The 18,603-nt window shown below is 53.9% G+C and carries 13 protein-coding genes; 1 reads left to right on the forward strand and 12 read right to left on the reverse strand.

Features of this window, described 5'->3' with window-relative positions; all coding sequences use genetic code 11:
* Positions 1–201 precede the first annotated feature (201 nt).
* Complete coding sequence (locus ABNT34_RS00005) at positions 202–363, forward strand: hypothetical protein (RefSeq protein ID WP_348727614.1); 162 nt, start codon at positions 202–204, stop codon at positions 361–363.
* 27 nt (positions 364–390) lie between these two features.
* Here ABNT34_RS00005 and tkt read toward each other — a convergent pair whose 3' ends face one another.
* The 12 genes from tkt to ABNT34_RS00065 all read right to left on the reverse strand — a co-directional run bounded on the left by tkt (position 391) and on the right by ABNT34_RS00065 (position 18,342).
* A complete protein-coding gene (tkt, locus tag ABNT34_RS00010) occupies positions 391–2,394 on the reverse strand; it encodes a transketolase (RefSeq protein ID WP_348727616.1) in 2,004 nt (667 codons plus the stop codon).
* An 84-nt stretch (positions 2,395–2,478) separates the two neighbouring features.
* Positions 2,479–3,012 carry a YbhB/YbcL family Raf kinase inhibitor-like protein gene (locus ABNT34_RS00015; RefSeq protein ID WP_348727618.1) on the reverse strand — a complete coding sequence of 178 codons (534 nt, stop codon included), beginning with the start codon at positions 3,010–3,012 and terminating at the stop codon, positions 2,479–2,481.
* A 266-nt stretch (positions 3,013–3,278) separates the two neighbouring features.
* Entirely contained in the window at positions 3,279–3,488 is a 210-nt protein-coding gene (locus tag ABNT34_RS00020) for a cold-shock protein (protein ID WP_348727620.1), read from the reverse strand.
* 243 nt (positions 3,489–3,731) lie between these two features.
* Entirely contained in the window at positions 3,732–4,856 is a 1,125-nt protein-coding gene (locus ABNT34_RS00025) for an ABC transporter permease (RefSeq protein ID WP_348727622.1), read from the reverse strand.
* A 3-nt stretch (positions 4,857–4,859) separates the two neighbouring features.
* Positions 4,860–7,640, reverse strand: a complete 2,781-nt coding sequence (gene rbbA / locus ABNT34_RS00030; RefSeq protein ID WP_348727636.1) for a ribosome-associated ATPase/putative transporter RbbA — start codon at positions 7,638–7,640, stop codon at positions 4,860–4,862.
* Positions 7,616–8,788, reverse strand: a complete 1,173-nt coding sequence (locus tag ABNT34_RS00035) for an HlyD family efflux transporter periplasmic adaptor subunit (RefSeq protein WP_348727624.1) — start codon at positions 8,786–8,788, stop codon at positions 7,616–7,618. Before ABNT34_RS00035 ends, rbbA begins: the two co-directional genes overlap by 25 nt.
* 221 nt (positions 8,789–9,009) lie before the next feature.
* Positions 9,010–11,184 (reverse strand): catalase/peroxidase HPI, encoded by a 2,175-nt coding sequence (gene katG, locus ABNT34_RS00040; RefSeq protein WP_348727637.1) that lies wholly within the window; start codon positions 11,182–11,184, stop codon positions 9,010–9,012.
* A gap of 360 nt (positions 11,185–11,544) precedes the next feature.
* Positions 11,545–13,626 (reverse strand): metallophosphoesterase, encoded by a 2,082-nt coding sequence (locus ABNT34_RS00045; protein WP_348727626.1) that lies wholly within the window; start codon positions 13,624–13,626, stop codon positions 11,545–11,547.
* 106 nt (positions 13,627–13,732) lie between these two features.
* Positions 13,733–16,519 (reverse strand): TonB-dependent receptor, encoded by a 2,787-nt coding sequence (locus ABNT34_RS00050; RefSeq protein WP_348727628.1) that lies wholly within the window; start codon positions 16,517–16,519, stop codon positions 13,733–13,735.
* A gap of 447 nt (positions 16,520–16,966) precedes the next feature.
* Positions 16,967–17,743 (reverse strand): type I methionyl aminopeptidase, encoded by a 777-nt coding sequence (gene map / locus ABNT34_RS00055; RefSeq protein ID WP_348727630.1) that lies wholly within the window; start codon positions 17,741–17,743, stop codon positions 16,967–16,969.
* The gene (locus tag ABNT34_RS00060) at positions 17,736–17,942 is read right to left on the reverse strand and encodes a ParD-like family protein (protein ID WP_348727632.1); all 207 of its coding nucleotides are present in this window, start codon (positions 17,940–17,942) and stop codon (positions 17,736–17,738) included. Before ABNT34_RS00060 ends, map begins: the two co-directional genes overlap by 8 nt.
* Before the next feature lie 148 nt (positions 17,943–18,090).
* Entirely contained in the window at positions 18,091–18,342 is a 252-nt protein-coding gene (locus ABNT34_RS00065; RefSeq protein WP_348727634.1) for a hypothetical protein, read from the reverse strand.
* Between the last annotated feature and the right edge of the window lie 261 nt (positions 18,343–18,603).

Raw genomic sequence — 18,603 nt, forward strand, 5'->3', positions numbered from 1 at the left:
CCCGTTGGAGCGAGCCGGCTGAAAATCGTTGGCCAAGGTTTTAAGAAAACGGGTGTCTGAGCTGGGCGACGGTAGCGCCCAGCGAGTTACGTTTTCGCCTTGGACGACGACTTTTCAGACGGGCTTTCGAGCGGAACCGGGTGCGCCTTTTCTTTCGGTTCCTTTCTTTTGGCAAGGCAAAAGAAAGGAACTCACCGACAGGTGAACTCTCTGCTAGACGGTCTCACCGCCAAGGCAAAAATGATTATTGAAACAGAAACAGCCGCCCGCAGGGCAAAGCACCTGCGTCAGCAACAAGTACCTCACCGACAGGTGAAATCTCTGCAAAGCGGTCTTGCGGCAGCAGGAAAAACAAAAAAATAAGCCCAGCGCCGCCCGCAGGGCAAAGAGCTACAACAACCGCTGCGCTGCAGCCACAATATTCTCAGTGCTAAAGCCAAAATGCTGCATCAACACCGGCCCTGGTGCTGACTCACCGAAGCTGCGCATGCCGATAATAGCGCCGTCGCGGCCGGTATATTTGTACCAGTAGTCCTGATGCGCCGCTTCAATCGCCAGAATTTTACTGCCGGCCGGTAACACCGCGGCCTGATACGCAGCATCCTGGGCGTCAAATACATCGGAGCTTGGCATCGACACCAGCCGCACCGCCACACCTTTAGCAGCGAGCTGCTGATAGGCCTCCAATACCAGCCCCACTTCGGCACCGGTGGCAAGCAGAATTAATGCCGGCACTGCCTGTTCACTGCTTTGCGCCACCACATAAGCGCCGCGCTTGATAAGACTCACATCCAAATCTTTTGGTACTACTGCAGCGGTATTCTGCCGGCTTAATACCAATGCCGTCGGGCCGTGTTTCCGCTCAAGCGCATGCTGCCAGGCCACGGCCGTTTCGGTGGCGTCAGCCGGGCGCCAGGTGGATAAGTTCGGCGTTAAACGTAAATTCGGCACTTGCTCCACCGGTTGATGGGTTGGGCCATCTTCGCCCTGCGCAATCGAATCATGGGTGTAGACAAAAATACTCCGAATGCCCATCAACGCCGCCATCCGCACCGCGTTGCGGCCATATTCCATAAACATCAGGAAAGTGCCGCCAAAGGGGATAAAACCGCCGTGCAGTGCCACGCCGTTCATGATGCTGTTCATGCCAAATTCGCGTACACCATAATGCAGATAGTTACCGTCAGCATGTTGATGCAGCGCTTTGGCTTCGGGCCACAAGGTCAGATTAGAGCCGGCCAAATCAGCCGAGCCACCGAGAATTTCTGGCAGCAGCCGGGCAAACACACCAATGCTTTGCTGTGAGGCTTTACGGGTGGCAATCGCCTGCGCCTGTTGCTGACAGTCGCGAATATGGGCTTGTGCAACTGCAGCAAATTCCGCCGGCAGTTCGCCATCAAGCACCCGGCGGCTAAATTCAGCGGCTAGCTGTGGATGCTCGGCCTGATACCGCTGCCAAAGTTCGCGCCAGGCCTGTTGGCTGGACTCGCCTTTGCGGCGTTGATCCCACTGTGCAGCGACATCCGCCGGAATTTCAAACGCCGGCCAGGGCCAGCCAAGTTGCTCGCGCACCGCTTTGACTTCCGCTTCGCCCAAAGGCGCGCCATGGCAATCGTGGCTGCCTGCTTTATTCGGCGAGCCAAAACCAATCACGGTTTTACAGCAAATCAGCGTCGGCTGACTGAGATTAGCCTGCGCCTCACGAATCGCCTGCGCAATAGCTGCCGGGTTATGGCCATCAACACCGCTAATCACCTGCCAGCCATAAGCGGCGAAACGTTGTGGTGTGTTGTCGCTGAACCAGCCTTCGACATGGCCGTCGATAGAAATGCCGTTGTCATCCCAAAACGCAATCAGTTTGCCAAGTTGCAAGGTGCCCGCCAGCGAACAGGCTTCATGCGACACCCCTTCCATCAGACAACCGTCACCCAGGAAGCAATAAGTGAAATGGTCCACTAACGCCAGACCCGGTTGATTAAACTGCGCCGCCAGCGTTTTTTCCGCCACCGCCATGCCGACGGCATTGGCGATGCCGGCACCAAGCGGCCCGGTGGTGGTTTCAACGCCTGGCGTATAACCATATTCCGGGTGACCCGGCGTTTTTGAATGCAGCTGTCGGAAGCGTTGTAATTCGCTCATCGGCAGGTCATAACCGCTTAAATGCAACAGCGCGTACAACAACATCGAGCCGTGGCCGTTCGACAACACAAAACGGTCGCGGTCAACCCAGGCCGGGTCCTGTGGATTGTGTTTTAAGAAATCACGCCACAACACAGTGGCGATATCCGCCATGCCCATCGGCGCGCCGGGATGACCTGATTTAGCCTGTTGCACTGCATCCATCGCCAATACCCGGATGGCATTGGCCAGCTGTTGTTCTGTTGTCGCCGTCATAATCGCACCTTAATTAATATTGTATTACAATTAAGGCTATCATGACAAAAGCCGGCACGACACACAAGTCTTCGCCGGCGAATATCACTGATGATAAGTAGCGGTCAGGGTTTTGCGGGCTAACGCCTGATGATTCAACATATAGCCTACCACGGCAGCAGATGGGTCCGCGCCAACATCCAGCTTTTTCACCGGCAGTGCCCAGACGGTAAACTGGTAGCGATGCATGCCGTGACCGGTCGGTGGACAAGCGCCGCCATACACAGTGCCGCCAAAATCGTTGCGGATCAGCCGTCCCTGTAATTTGCCGATGTCCGCGCCCCGCGGCAGGCCTTGCAGCGTGGCCGGTAAATCCAGCGCCAGCCAGTGCCACCAACCGCTGCCAGTCGGAGCGTCCGGGTCATATAAGGTCACAGCAATACTCTGGGTACCAGCCGGCAAATGCTGCCACTGCAGCTGTGGTGATAAGTTTTCGCCTTGACAGCCAAAGCCATTGAAGACATGCCGTAAATGCATCGGCTCCCCTTCGCGGATATCCGGGCTTTCAAGTTTCATTTCTGTTGCTATTGCCGGCCCGGCCAGCAGTACCAGAAGGAGCAAAATCGGAGATCTGACCATGTTTTTATATCCTGAGAGTGAATTCGCTTGAGTCTACCTTGCGATCTGGCAGCGGTGCACCCGCGTGCAGCCAGCGATGGGATAAGCGGAGGATATTACTGGTCTGGCAGGGGATGATGCTGCTGCGTTTCTGACAGGAAGGTTTTTTTACAGGGCACAAAAACAAAAAAGGCCCCTGTTTTCACAGTGGCCTTTTCAGGTGGCTGACAAAACCGCTGTGCGGTCTGGCCTGCTATTCAGTGCTCAGGGCACTGATTGATTTGTACTTACAGTACAGTGATTTTAGAGGCTTGTGGGCCTTTTTGACCTGGCGTGACGATGAACTGTACGCGTTGGCCTTCTTGCAGGGTTTTAAAACCAGTAGAAGCGATCTCGCTGAAGTGAGCGAATACGTCCGGGCCTGAAGCCTGTTCGATAAAGCCAAAACCTTTAGTTTCGTTGAACCATTTCACTGTGCCAGTAGTTGGAGTAGACATTGTATGTACCTGTAATAATTAACAATAATTTGAGTCTGAAATCAGACGATGGTGCTGCAAAAGATGTTTTAACTTATGAATACAGGAGGTACTAATACAACTGGTACTTTCGATGTGGTGCATAAATAATGAACAAACTGATTAAGCGCGGCCAGTGTATCTGGTTTGGCGAAACTGTCAAAGCTTATTTCGCTGAGTTATTAAAATAAGTTATTTTATAACCCTAAGTTTTACTGCCCGCCGCTACAAACTACTCAGTGACTGACGGAACCGCCGCAGCGAAAATCGGAACAACACAGCGCCAATCAACAGCAACGCCAGCAGCTGTGGCCAGACGACATCAAGGCCAGCACCGCGATACAAAATGGCCTGTGCCGCCGCAACAAAATGGGTGTTGGGTGCCGCCAGCATCAGGTGCTGGATAAGCGCCGGCATGCTCTCCCGTGGGGTCATACCGCCGGACAGCAGCTGCAGCGGCAATAACACCAAAATCAGCAGCAAGCCAAACTGCGGCATCGAGCGCGCCACTGTCGCCATAAAAATGCCCATCGACGTGGTCGCAAACAACTGTAACGCCGTAACCAGCAAAAACAGCGGCACAGAGCCTGCCACCGGCACCTGCAGCACCAGCTCAATCATCAGCGTCAGCGAAAAACCGGTGGCCAGCAGCACCACCAGCCCCATCGACAGGATCTTCGCCAACATAATCTCCGCCGGTGTCACCGGCATCACCAGCAGATGTTCGATAGTGCCGTGTTCGCGCTCGCGGATAAGCGCCGCACCGGTCAGGATAATCGAAATCATCGTCACGGCATTGATCAGTTCCATCAGCGAGCCAAACCAGCTGGACGTTAAGTTCGGGTTGTAGCTGGCCCGCAGCACCAAATCGACCGGCAGGCTGGTATTAAGCCGGTGACGCTGACGGAACTCGTTGATTTCGCTGCTGACAATTTGCTCGATGTAACCACTGCCGCTAAAGGCCTGGCTGATGCGCGTCGCATCGACACTCAGCTGAATACTGCGGGCGCGCCCGGCCAGCAGGTCCTGCTCAAAATCCGGCGGAATATTCAGCACAAAACTGTAGATGCCGGCATCGAGCGCAGCATCGACCTCCGCCAGGCTAATGAGCACCGGCGGTTTAAAATACGGCGGGTACAAGGCGGCCACAATACGGCCGGATAACATCGACTGGTCTTCGTCCACCACGGCAATAGGTGCTTTGTGCAAGGTTTCCGGCATTGAGGTGCCGGCGATATAAATGCTGGCGCTGAAGGTATACAAAATCAGCAGCAACATCATCGGGTCGCGCCACAGGCTCCACAGTTCTTTGCTGCCAAGCCGGAGAATATTGGCCAGTTTATGCTGCATGTGTCAGGACTCCTGCTTTTTCAGCAGCAACACCGCCGCCAGCAAAATCAGCGGCGCCGCCAGGCTCATTTGCAGTAGCGCCGGATAAATATCCGCCAGCTGCAGCGCTTTGCTGAATACACCACGGCTGATGGTCAAAAAAGCGCTGGCCGGATGAACTTCACCAATCAGCCGGCCGGCACCTTCCAGTGCGGACACCGGCGTGATCATGCCGGCAAACTGCACGGCCGGGATAATACTGCCGAGCACCGCCACTAAAATGGCGGCGATCTGACTATTGGTAAAAGTGGACGCAAACAAACCGAACCCGGTGGAAAACAGCACAAACATCAGCGCGCTCAGACTTAAAGCAACAAAACTGCCGGTCAGCGGCACCTGAAACAAAGTGACGGCCGCAAGCAGCATCAGCAGATAATTCAGCATGGCGAGCGCGATATAGGGCAGCTGTTTGCCCAGCAAAAACTCCAGCCGGCTGACCGGGGTCACATACAAATTGATGATAGACCCCAGCTCTTTTTCCCGCACCACCGACAAGGCCGTCAACACCGCCGGGATCATCAGCAATAATAACGGGATCATCGCTGGTACCATTGCCACCAGGCTTTTCACATCCGGGTTGTAGCGAAAGCGGGTTTCCAGGCTGCTGCTAAGGCCACTCGCGTCAGCGCCCAGCGCTTCGGTCGCCTGCATCCGCAACCAATGCAGATGCATGCCAAGCACATACCCTTTAATGGTTTCAGCGCGGTTGGGCATAGAGCCATCGACCCAGGCGGCGATCGCCACCTGCTGGCCACGTGCCAGGTCACGGCCAAAACCGGGTGGAATTTCCAGCGCCAGGCTGATATCGCCGCTGCGCATGCGCTGGTCGATGTCCTGCTGGCTTTGCAGCGGGGCTTTTTCGACAAAATACCGTGAACCGGCCAGGTTTAGTACATAGTTCTGGCTCAGCACTGACTGGTCCTGATCCAGCACGGCAAAACTGAGATCTTCCACGTCCATGGTGATGCCAAAACCAATAAATACCATCAACACCAGGCTGCCAAGCAAGGCCAGCGCGGCGCGGATGGGGTCCCGCCGCAGCTCCAGCGTTTCGCGCTGACTGAAGCTCCACAAGCGCTGCCAGCTGAATCGCCGCTTCGGCGCAGCGGCCTGTTGTGATGCAGATGCCTGTTGTGGCGCAGCTGCAAGTTGTGGTGCCATGAACGCCAACCCGCGGCTATTGCCCTGTTCGCGGGCGCCGGCTTGTTCCAGATAACGGATAAAGGCCTGCTCCAGATTATCCGCTTGCTGGCTGGCCACAATTTGCGCCGGTGTGTCGCTGACCAGCACTTTGCCGGCGTGCATCAGCGAGATGCGGTCGCAGCGCTCGGCTTCGTTCATAAAATGGGTCGAGATAAAAATGGTGACCTGGTCCTGCCGCGCCAAATCGATCATCAGCTGCCAGAACTGGTCGCGGGCGATCGGGTCGACGCCGGAAGTCGGTTCGTCGAGGATTAACAGCTCCGGCTGATGCACCATCGCCACCGCCAGCGACAAGCGCTGGCGCATCCCCAGCGGCAGACTGTCCGGCAACGCTTCTGCTGCCTGAGTCAGACCAAAGCGCTGCAACATGGCGCTGATGCGCGCTTCAATCTGTGCCGCCGGCACCTGAAACAACTGTGCGTGCAGCCGCAGGTTTTGTAGCACCGTCAGCTCGCTGTACAGCGAAAACGCCTGCGACATGTACCCCACCCTTTTGCGGGTAGAAATATCGTCCGGGTCCAGTACCTGGCCAAACAACAAGGCCCGCCCCGAGGTTGCCGGCAATAAACCGGTCAGCATTTTCATCGTGGTGGATTTACCGCAGCCATTGGAGCCGAGAAAACCAAAAATCTCGCCTTTTTTAATCTGAAAACTGACATTATCCACTGCGGTGAAATCACCGAACTGCCGGCTCAGGCCCGCCGCTTCGATGGCTATCTGACTGTGGCTGTCCGCCACCAGCGGTGGCACTGAGACTGGCTGATAATCCGCCGTCAGCGCCGCCGGTAATAAGCGGATAAAAGCCGCTTCTAATTGTTGCGTCTGGGTTTGCTGCTTCAGCTCAGCCGGGCTGCCACAGGCCAGTACAGTGCCGGCGTTCAGCGCCACCAGATAATCAAATTGTTCGGCTTCGTCCATGTAGGCGGTCGCGACCAGCACACTCATCTGTGGCGCCTGCTGCCGGATACGCTGGATCAGTTGCCAGAACTGACTGCGTGCCAGCGGGTCAACGCCGGTGGTCGGCTCGTCGAGGATCAACAGTTTCGGGTCATGGATCAGCGCACAGCACAGGCCGAGTTTTTGTTTCATACCGCCGGATAACTTACCGGCCGGGCGCTGTAAAAAGGCATAGAGGCCAGTGGCCTGGGTCAGTTCGTCAATGCGCCGGCGCCGTTCAGCCGCGTTGTGACCAAATAAGCGGGCAAAAAACTGCAGATTTTCTTCGACCGACAAGGTCAGATACAGATTTTTGCCAAGGCCCTGCGGCATATAAGCAATGTCGGCACAAACCCGCTCGCGGTGGGTGCGGCTCGCCATGTCGCCGCCCAGCACTTCCACCCGCCCCTGCTGAATGGCGCGCGCGCCGGCCAGCAACGACAACAGGCTGGATTTACCCACGCCATCCGGTCCAATCAGGCCAACCATTTTGCCGGCCGGTATCTCTAGCGAAATATCCGCCAGCGCTGTGGTGTTGCCATGTACCAGCCGGACCTGTTGCAGCCGGGCTACCGCATCGGTCACTGTGCGTGCTCCACCACTAATGGCGGTATTGAATCCGGCCAGGGCGCGCTGCGGTCCAGCCGCAGATAAGCCACACCCGGCAGGCCGGTTTTCACTTTGGTTTTATGCCGCAGCAGCAACTGCGGGTCGATGCGCGCCTTGACCCGGAACATCAGCTTTTCGCGTTCATTGGCGGTTTCCACGGTTTTCGGCGTAAATTGCGCCACATCCGCGACATAAGACACTTGCGCCGGTATCGCCACGCCGGGCAGCGCATCCAGCACCAGCCGGACTTCACTGCCAATCTCGACCCGGCCAGCCATTGCTGACGGCAGGAAAAACGTCATATGCACATCGCTGACATCAATCAGGCTCAGCACTTTGCCGCCGGCCGCGACAATTTCGCCAACCTGGGCAATGCGATATTGGATACGGCCGGCCCGCGGCGCACGCAGCTGATTGTCGCGCAGTTCCGACTCCACCCGCGCCACAGTGGCACTGGCCGCGTCGACTGCCGATGCCGCCGCCACAATTTGCGCTTCAGCGGATACAATAGCGGCCTGCGACGCTTCAAGCTGCGCCTGCACTGCGCTGACCGCAGTTTTGGCGCTGGTCACCAGCGTATCGTTATCTTCCGCCAATTGTTTTGAAACTGAACCGGTTTGCGCCAGCGTGCCGGTGCGACTGGCTCTGCTGCGCGCGGCGGCAAGTTCAGCCTGACGCTGCAACGACAACGCCTGCAGCGCGGCTTTTTCACTGTTGCGCTGCAACAGCTGGCTTTGCGCCGTCACAGTGGAGCTTTGCGCCTGACGCAATTGCGCCTGCGCCTGCAACAGCTGTGCTTCCAGTGACTCTGAGGCCACAGTCGCCACCAGCTGGCCGGCTTCGACAAAATCGCCTTCATCAACCAGCAACTCTTTGATCCGCCCTGCAGTTTTGGCTGCCACAGCAATTTCAACCGCTTCAATCCGGCCATTGCTTTTCAGCAGATTGTCGTCCGTCGCACCGTGGTATTTCAGCAGATAAAACACCCCCAACGCCGCAGCACCTGCCAGCACCAGCATGACCCAGAATTTTGTCCGCTGGTTGTCTGGTGATGGACCAGAAGCTTGTGCCGTCGATTGTGCTGCTGAATGTGCTGCTGATTGTGTTGCTGATTGTGTTGCTGATTGTGCTGAGGATCCCGTCATCTTCCGTCTCATCCTGGGGCGGCTGCATAGCCTGCTTTCGTCGCATGAATAGGAACTATAAACCGGACTCTGTGAAGTTTCTTTGATGCAGGCCAAAAGAATGTGGTTGAGCTGGATTGGGGGGAAGGTTGCGGGCAGACTCCTGACATGCCGGCCCCGGCAGTTTCAGCAATAAAAAAGCAGCCTCCAGTGTGGCGGGGGCTGCTTTTTAGCATCAGCCGTTACAAATCGAAACGGTCCAGTTCCATCACTTTTTGCCAGGCTTTGGCAAAATCGCGGGCAAATCGCTCTTTACCATCGGCGGCAGCGTACACTTCTGCCACTGCTCTGAGTTCAGCATGGGAGCCAAACATCAGGTCCACCGGCGTGGCTGTCCATCTGATCTGATTGGTTTTGTGATCCAACCCTTCATACAAACCCTGGTTACTGGCTGATTTTTGCCATTTCGTCGACATATCCAGCAAATTGACAAAAAAATCGTTATTTAAAGTGCCGGCCTTATTGGTCAGGACACCATGGCGCACCCCACCACTATTGGCGTTCATTACCCTTAAACCGCCCACCAGTACTGTCATTTCCGGCACCGACAAATTCAGCATCGCCGCTTTTTCAATCAGTGCTTCGGCCGGCGACAACATGCTGTTGTTGCTGTGATAGTTTCTGAAACCATCAGCCAGTGGTTCTAACACCGCAAATGACGCGGCATCGGTTTGCGCTGCAGTAGCATCGGTCCTGCCCGGATGGAACGGCACTTCAATACTCAGGCCAGCATCTTTCGCGGCTTGCTCGACCGCGGCAGAACCGGCCAGCACAATCACATCGGCCAGCGAGACTTTTTTGCCGCCGCTCAGGGTTTTATTAAAGTCCTGCTGGACTTTCTGTAACACCGGCAGCACTTTGGCGAGCTCTTTCGGATCGTTTGCAGCCCAGTCTTTTTGCGGCGCCAGCGCTAAACGGGCACCGTTTGCGCCACCGCGCATATCAGTACCACGGAAACTGGCCGCCGCCGCCCAGGCGGTTTTGACCAGCTGTGGCACGGTCAAACCGCTGCTCAGTAATTTGGCTTTTAAGTTGTTAATGTCATTGGCATCAATCAGTGGATGATCAACGGCTGGCACCGGGTCTTGCCATATCAACATTTCGGTTGGCACTTCTGTGCCCAGATAACGGGCTTTTGGCCCCATATCGCGGTGCGTCAGCTTAAACCAGGCTTTGGCAAAGGCCAGCTCAAAAGCTTTTGGGTCGTTTTTAAAGCGCAACGAAATTTCACGATAAGCCGGATCCTCTTTCAGCGCTAAGTCAGTGGTAAACATGATAGGCGCGTGACGTTTGGTTTTATCATGCGCGTCCGGTACCAGATTGGCGGCCTGGCCATTGGCCGGGATCCACTGGGTTGCGCCGGCCGGGCTCTTGGTTTTAACCCAGTCATAGCCAAACAGGTTATCCAGGTACTGCGTGGTCCAGGCCGTTGGATTGACCGACCAGGCCCCTTCCAGACCACTGGTGACAGTGTCTTCAGAATGGCTTTTGCCACATTTGTTTTTCCAGCCGAACCCTTGCGCTTCTGGGCCTTCTGCGGCCGGCTCTTTGCCAACACAGGTTTCTGGTTTGTGCGCGCCATGCGCCTTACCAAAAGTATGGCCACCGGCGATCAGCGCTACTGTTTCTTCGTCGTTCATCGCCATCCGGCCAAAGGTATCGCGGATATCCTTGGCAGCCAGCAATGGATCCGGCACACCGTTTGGCCCTTCCGGATTGACGTAAATTAAGCCCATCTGCACAGCCGCCAGCGGTTTAGCCAGCTTGCGCTCTTTGCTGTTTTTGTCATAACGCTGGTCATCCAGCCATTTTTTCTCGCTGCCCCAGTTCACCTGCTCCGCTTGCCAGTCGTCGAGCCGGCCGCCGGCAAAGCCAAAGGTTTTAAAGCCCATAGATTCCAGCGCCACGTTACCGGCCAGCACCATCAAATCAGCCCAGGAAATTTTACTGCCGTATTTTTGTTTTACCGGCCAGAGTAAACGCCGTGCTTTATCCAGGTTGACGTTATCTGGCCAGCTGTTCAGCGGTTCAAAGCGTTGCTGGCCGCCACCGGCACCGCCACGGCCATCAAAAATGCGGTACACCCCGGCGGAGTGCCAGGCCATGCGGATCATAAAAGGCCCATAATGACCGTAATCCGGCGGCCACCAGTCTTGTGGTGTGGTTAAAACGGTTTTGATATCTGCTTTGACTGCAGCCAAATCTAAACTATTGAATTCTTTAGCGTAATCAAAGTTGTGACCAAAAGGATCCGATTCGGCACTGTGGGCTCGCAGCGGTGATAAATCCAGCTGCTCTGGCCACCAATAGTTGTTAGTGGTTGTCTCTTTTGCCAGCAGTGGCTGGCTGCCTAACATCATGGCCAGCGTTAACGCTGACAACAACGGAAGTTTATTTTTCATTGTCTGTTACCTGTCCTTTTTGGCTGCACCTGATGGTTCAGCCTGAGATTGGGTTTGACGGTGCTGTGTTCCCCACAGCGACCTGTTGCACCCAGAAGGCCAACCACCAGTTGCGTTTGCCAGCAACATCACAGACAAGGGCAACCTCCACCAAAGGCCAGCGGGGTACGCCAATCAATTAAAGCCGGTTATGTACAGATTGCAGTGATTAAAATCGATTGCTTTAATCGATAAATTGGATAAATCGCTGCCGGCAGTTGTTTCAGCGCACAGCAGCTTCTGCATCAAATGCCCAAACCGGACGGTAAACGTCAGTTACGCCTTAGGGACGGCTATTTCGCCAGTAGTTAAATCCAATAAGAAGTCATCAAAACCTGACTGTTGCAGCAAATGATCAATGATGCCAAATAACTGACAAAAACTCTGGGCGGCATACAACTGCAGCGGCAACTGCTGGATCTTCATGTCTGGTGTTTCGGACATGCCACACTGCTGCGGGCCGGTGTTCTGCAGTGTTTTGGCAAAAAACAGATATTGCTGCCGGCGCTGCGGCGGGATATCGCTCAAAGCCAGAGCACCAGCGGTTTGCAGGCGATAGAAATCGGTGGCAAGCGCCAGTCCGTCCCAGTCTGCCAGTTCTGACCAATGAATGCCGGCTTGTTCCGCCTGCGTTTGTAACTGCCGGGCGGCCAGCTGCCAGGCCTTGCTTTGTTGCAGTGTGCTGAGCAAGTACGGTTGCGTCAGCAAATCTGCCAGCACAAACTGCTGCGCTGTGCGGCTTAATACCAGCATTTGCTGGCCGTTGAGCTTCAGCAGCAACAGGCGCAGCTCGGCTGGCCAATCCTGCGGTAAAAAACGCTGCCGGGTCAGTTCCGTCAGTTGCCAGTTGGCATATTGGTGATAGTTTTTGGCGCTGAGTACGTCCTGGTTCCACAGCGACTTGGCACCAGAGCGGTGTAATTGCTGCCATTCGCGTTGATACAGCGGGAAAAAACGATCAAAGCCCGGCACTTCATCAAGCAACACCGTCTGCATCCGCACTAATGAAGGCCCGGTTTGGCTCAGCAGTTTGTATGCCGGACGATAAGCAGCAATGGACGGCGCCTGCACATTAACCAGCTGCTGCCCGGTTTTACCCCGGATAATCGCAGTGTTATTCAAATGCATGTGACCACCGATATGCAGGGTCAGCCCAAGCCCTGCCAATATCTGGCTGGTATTGTCGGCCGGCAAACGCGACAACTGGCCTTGGTCGGCCCCGAGTAACCCGGCAATGGCCGTGCCCTGGCCCTGATAAAATTCTGCCATCGGAAAATGGCTGAAACTAATCAAAGTCTTATGCTGCGCTTTGGCGCGCGCCGCCACATCTTTAATCCAGTCCAGCAAATAAGGCTTGTAGCGGATGACGGCGTTGTAACCGGCATTGCCGGAGCCACGATAACCGGACGCCTGCAGCGGGTCACCTTGTGGATTGGGCAGATACACATTGGCATCGAGCGCAAGCAACCAAAGCCCAGGCACCGGTTCAGTCAGATAACTGACATCCGGCAGCATTCGGCAGTCTTGGGCGTCAGCGGCTTTATACCGACCACCCGGGCCATTGGCGCAAATCTCAGACTGGCGATTGGCCAGCGCCCCAGCATCTGCTGTTGACATGACGTGGCCCTGCAACTGTTGTTGCCGGCTAAAAGGCGTTTCGAAATGGCTATCGGTGTTTGCCGGCATCAGGCCAAATTCGCCCAATTCGGCCAAAAGTTCCTGATAACCCAGCTCACGCACGGCTTCCGTGCACAGCACGCCTGTTGCCTGAGGTGCCTTCAGCGGGCAAGCCGCTGTGCCGCGGCTATAGACACCAACAGGGTTGCCATCTACCGCCATAAAATCCGCTTTGCCCCCAGGTTGGCTAAAGGGCCGGACCGGGTCATGGTTGCCAAAAGTCAGGAAAAACCGCAGGCCGTGTTCACGCTGGTAGCGTTGTAAAACCTGCTTTAAACCGCGGATATGAATGGGCTGACCGTCGTCACTGAAATCGCCCGGTAATACCACCAGCTTCACTTGCCGGCGCACCAAATCATCCAGTGCGGCAATAAAAGCAAAATAGTTTTCGTTAAATAAGCGCGTGGAGTGCAACTGCGCCGCCATGGTCCGGATAGTGACGGCTTGCGCCTGGTCTGGTTTTGCCAGATTTTGTAGCTGCGGGCCCTTAAAAGCAGTATCGGGGAATTGACCATACACATCATGAAAATGCACATCAGGTAAAAATGCTATCTGTAGCGGGACAACCTGTTGCGGTGTAGCAGGCGCAGTCTGCTCCGTTGCAGCACCGGCAACTGCAGTGACATGAACACTGAGACTGAATAACAAGCCCAGCCGCCACCTGCTGAATTTTATCGCCATCTTTTACGCTCCAGCTTTGCCATCGAAACAGCACAGGCCATAGAAATGGCCTGTGTTTTATCTCAACACCAGCGCTGTCGCAGCACAGCGCTGGCAAATCAGCGCATCAGAAATCAGCCCGCAGGCCTAAACTAATCCGCCGTCCCGAGAACTCGTTCATCGTTGGAAACGCCGGGTTCAGCGTGTAACCGCTGGTGGCTTCGTCAGTCAGGTTAATGCCCTTCAGGCTCAGCTTCAGCTGTTCAGTCAGGGCATAGCTGACCGACAGATCGGTCTGGCCATACGCATCACGATAAACCGGATACATATTCAGGTGAATGTATTCCACATATTTGTCTTTGTAGTTGTAAGACAACCGCGCATCAAAACCGGCATTCTCATAATACAGCGTAAAGTTGTAGGTCGAATCCGCCAAACCTTCAGGCGGTGTTGGGATCGCCAGGTCTGAAGCACCAGTCAGGCTGTTATCCAGCTTGGTGTAGTTGGCATTGATACCAAAACCGTCCAGCACCGGGCTCAGCATATTCAGCGGCAGCTGAGCAATCAGCTCCAGACCACTGACTTTGTAAGAACCATCAGCATTGACCGGCTGATAGACATCAAAATCGTAATAACCATCTAAAGTGCCGTTGGCGTTACGTTTTTCGACATTCTTCACCACCCCGGTTAAGGCTTCACGCACCACGCCGTCAATCTCTTTGTGAAAATAAGACGCCGCTAATAAAGCGCCATCGTCCAGATACCATTCCAGACCGGTTTCCCACTGCTTCGCCTGCGTCGGTGTTAAATCAGGATTACCGTCTTTAAAGCGGAACCCACTCCAGCTCACAGTGCGTTTGTACGCAATATCGGTCAGCGCCGGGCGCATAATGGTTTCAGAAGCTGCTGTGCGCCAGACCAGCGCATCTGTCAGATCAACAGTCAGATTCAGGCTAGGCAGCACATCGCTATAACTGCCGTCTTTGGACACTGGCGTCTCGGTATAACCGGTGGAGCCGTCAGGTTTTTGGATTGGGTGGTAACCAAAAGACAACACCGACGTATCCACGGCGCGCACGCCGGCATTGAGCCTGGCGTCAAAGCCCGCCAGCGTCAGGTCGAAATTGGTCATTGCATACAAGGCGGTGACTTCTTCATCCACCCGGTAATATTGGTCAGGCTGGAATGGCGTGAAAAAACCGTCGTAACGGAAAAAATCGCGGGCATAGCTATTGGATACCTGCAGCCAGTTCAGGTCCTTCGGCCGGTAAGCGCCGCCCGGCATAATGTCGGTCACCAGTGCTAACTCACTGTCGGCCATGGTACGTTTGTTAACCCAACTGGCATCACCAGCTTTAGGCCCCTGAATTTTCAGCGCGCCGTAATCGCGCTCTTTTGATTTATCAGTGTAACGGGCGCCAAACTCGACACTGCTCAGTGCCGGCAACCAGGACAGACTCAAATCACGGCGCAGATTCAGTTCTGCGGCATATTTATCATCCTGTACTGCTTCAAGTTCAGTTTCGTAAGCTTCAAACAGATACTTGGCCGGCGAGTTATACATATCAATGCTGGCCGGATTGGCGCTGACCACAGTCTCGCCGCCGTTCTGGGTATAACGAGTACGGGATGGCGCATAAGCCACATGCTTCAGGTTGGCGTAGTCGGCAGTTTTTTCGGCACCGGAAAAGCCGATTAAGCCGGTTAAGGTCCAGTCGGCCAGTTTCCAGTCCAGGTTCAGGCTGTATTGCGTGAAGTCGGTTTCGTTTAAGCGCTCTTTACTGAGGATCTCATGTTGGGTGGCGGTATAAGACACATCGGTCAGCACCAGAATGCCGTATTGCGCCAGTGTGTCTTTGTCATAGGCATGAATAGTTTCCAGCGTGCTGCGGCTCGATGCGGAATAGGCCGCGGCGTCATATTCATCTTCATTACTTTGATAAGAACCCAGCATGGCATCAAAAGTCAGGCTGAAATTATTGTCCGGTTTGTACTGCAGGCTCGCCGTCGCGCCCCATTTGTCCTGCTCGTTCAGATACAGGCGGTCACCCACTTTGTCCTGAAAAATAATCCGGCTGGTTTCTTGTTTATCCAGCCGGTTTTTCACCGTGACACCGGCATCACGCTGCAACACTGCTGCGGCCTGCGTGGAACGGGTGCCCGATGCTTCGAGGAAACGCCCCATAGGCCGGAAGTTAATCCCTGAATTGGAGTCAGTTCTGTTACTGCGCTGCGCTTTGGAGAAGGACACTAAAGCGCCCCAATCACCAAAAATGTCGCTGGCTAACAACGAGAATTTGGGATCTGTCTGCTCAGAAATCGAGTTATGCGCGCCTTCTGCCGACAGCACCAGCTGACGTTCGCTGAAATCAAAAGGCCGGGCTGTGCTGATTGCCACTGAACCGGCAATACCCCCTTCTTCATCCGCGGCGGTCGGAGACTTTTTCACTGTCACGCTCTGAATAATTTCAGAGGCAAAAATATCGAATTCCACGTCACGGCCGCCGCTGCCAGATGCAGTCGCCAGATTATTGATTGAGACGTGAGTGAAGTCAGACGGCAAACTACGCACGTTCACTTTGCTGCCAAGGCCTTTATTGCGCTCAATGGTCACGCCAGGCATGCGTTGCAACGCTTCCGCCAGGTTTTGCTCCGGGAAGTCGGCAATATCAGTCGCGACGACGGAATCGGAAAACCCCAGATTCAGTTTTTTCAGATCGACGGCTTTTTCCAGGCTTTTGCTGTAAGTGCCTTTAACGGCAATGACTTCAATGTCAGTTTTGCTGCCGTTGTCATTTTGTTGCGGCGCAGCAAATAAAGGCAGCGCAGTGACAGCCAGCATCTGGCCCACGACCAGGCTCAAAGTTGAGCATTTAAAGCGGAACTGCGACAGTGTTTTATGGTTATTTTTCATAGTCAGACTCGTGTAAACATCGATGTTTGCTGCAGTCCGGCAGTTCACGCCCGTCGGCAGCCCCAAAATCGCGGTTGAGTCTATGAGGCAAATGTGACCATTTCATGGCTCTCTTAGGTACAACTTAAAAACAGCTGTAAAAAAGCAGAATTTCGTGATTTTTTGCGACAAATCGCTAAATGTAAACGGTTAACTTTGGGAGTTAAACCCTACTCCAAATAGTGGTCGCTGACAAAAGCGCAGAGCGCTGACTCTGCGGTTCGAGCCAGAATCTGACTGTGCCAAAATGAATATTCATCACTCGGCACCTGTGAAATCTCCCAGAAACAGCAGTACTTGAGGCTAGAGTGTGGCGGACTTTCTTTATCGCTCACCCGCAGGGTGGTTAAGACGTGACTAGTTTGTTGGTGGCGGTTCATTTTTCAAGAACTGAAAGAGCCAATAAAGTTATAGTGGATAGGCAATTTCGTCATTGCGTAAAGTAATTACTTCAAATCCTGACTGGGTTACGGCAATTGTATGCTCCCACTGTGCTGAGAGCTTTTTGTCACTGGTAACAACTGTCCAGCCGTCTTTTTTCAGTTTAACCTTCGCCTTGCCTTGATTAATCATTGGCTCAACGGTAAACACCATCCCCTCTTTCAGAACAAGCCCTTTGCCTTTCATTCCATAATGCAACACGTGGGGCTCTTCGTGCATCTCCTTGCCTATCCCATGCCCACAATATTCGCGAACGACGCTGTAGCCATTTGCTTCGGCAAAGCTTTGAATCGCATGCCCCACGTCACCAAGAGTAGCGCCTGGTTTAATAACTCTAATCCCCGCCCACATGGCGTCATAAGTTTTTTCTACCAAGCGTTTTGCCGGTGGCGTTACCTCTCCAACCATGTACATCTTGCTGGAATCTGCAATAAAGCCGTTTTTTTCCAGTGTGATATCAATATTTACAATGTCCCCATTTTTGAGCTTAATAACAGGAGAAGGAATACCATGGCAAACGACATCATTAATCGAACTATTAAGCACATATTGAAAGCCATACTGCCCTTTACTTGCAGGCCTAGCATTGAGCTCATCAGTAATAAACGACTCCACTAAATCATTGATTTCAATAGTGGAAACACCTTCCTGAACAAAACTATCCAGATAGTGAAATACCGAGGCGAGAAGACGCCCGGATTCCCGCATGAGGGCAAGTTCCTGATCGCTTTTGATATTAGGCACTGGTAACTACCCTCAGCTCAATATCGGCCAGCCTTTTTTGCTCTTGCATGATTTCAACAAAAGTCTTGTTTGGATTATCTTCAGCAAGCTTACCAATTTTAATCCAGTACTCAGCTTGCGCATTGATGGAACGAACCATCACCGTGCTCGTTCTTCGAATGTCTTCGTGCAGTTCATCGTTGATTTTAACAATACCCATGGCGTACCTCCATACACTTCATATGCGTTTTATATGCTATACATATGCAATTCATGTATAAAGTGTATTCTCAGATGATGCTTTTTGCAACTTTAAAAAAGAAATCAATAAGGACAGAGAGGGAAATCAATGTTGAAACGCCTACAGCCTAAGCGGTGCTTTTAAGCAGACCTGAAGCCAGGATTTCGAACATTTCAACAGCTTTAGGGGTAATTGATTCTGGAACTTCACCCGCCGCAATCCAGAGCGCAGCGTTCATTGCTGCACCACTTAACAATCGAGCTGCAGCTTCGGGATCCATCGGCTTTAGAATGTTCTGAGCAAATAGAGATGGAAGGTAATCACCCCGTAAATTAACTGGCGTCAAAAGTAGAATTTTCTCGTACCATAAACGCAGCAATTTCTGCTTTCAGTGAGAAGCGGCAATCCAGACTCTCAGAAAATAGTCGGAATACTGGCCTAAATTCGTATCTTCCTGATACTCGCCCTCGCGGGCCAGCAGGGCTGTTCCAGTTTGCTCCAGGCAAACTGGTGGTCGAAGAAGGTTCAAATCTGCGGGTCGCCCTTCGGGCCGTCTTCGCAAGCGAAGACGTTCAAAAACGCTCCCGGCTTTTTACTCGTATCTTCCTGATACTCGCCCTGACGGGCCGGCTGCGCCGTT

The sequence above is a fragment of the Rheinheimera texasensis genome (genome assembly GCF_964031785.1).
GTDB classification, from domain to species: Bacteria; Pseudomonadota; Gammaproteobacteria; order Enterobacterales; family Alteromonadaceae; genus Pararheinheimera; species Pararheinheimera texasensis_A.

Excerpts from the sequence above, each read along its gene's own strand:
- ABNT34_RS00025 (WP_348727622.1), bottom strand. The coding sequence starts at position 4,856 with ATGCAGCATAAACTGGCCAATATTCTCCGGCTTGGCAGCAAAGAACTG.
- katG (WP_348727637.1), bottom strand. The coding sequence starts at position 11,184 with ATGTTAGGCAGCCAGCCACTGCTGGCAAAAGAGACAACCACTAACAAC.
- ABNT34_RS00060 (WP_348727632.1), bottom strand. The coding sequence starts at position 17,942 with ATGGGTATTGTTAAAATCAACGATGAACTGCACGAAGACATTCGAAGA.
- ABNT34_RS00020 (WP_348727620.1), bottom strand. The coding sequence starts at position 3,488 with ATGTCTACTCCAACTACTGGCACAGTGAAATGGTTCAACGAAACTAAA.
- ABNT34_RS00050 (WP_348727628.1), bottom strand. The coding sequence starts at position 16,519 with ATGAAAAATAACCATAAAACACTGTCGCAGTTCCGCTTTAAATGCTCA.
- ABNT34_RS00045 (WP_348727626.1), bottom strand. The coding sequence starts at position 13,626 with ATGGCGATAAAATTCAGCAGGTGGCGGCTGGGCTTGTTATTCAGTCTC.
- tkt (WP_348727616.1), bottom strand. The coding sequence starts at position 2,394 with ATGACGGCGACAACAGAACAACAGCTGGCCAATGCCATCCGGGTATTG.
- ABNT34_RS00015 (WP_348727618.1), bottom strand. The coding sequence starts at position 3,012 with ATGGTCAGATCTCCGATTTTGCTCCTTCTGGTACTGCTGGCCGGGCCG.
- ABNT34_RS00035 (WP_348727624.1), bottom strand. The coding sequence starts at position 8,788 with ATGACGGGATCCTCAGCACAATCAGCAACACAATCAGCAACACAATCA.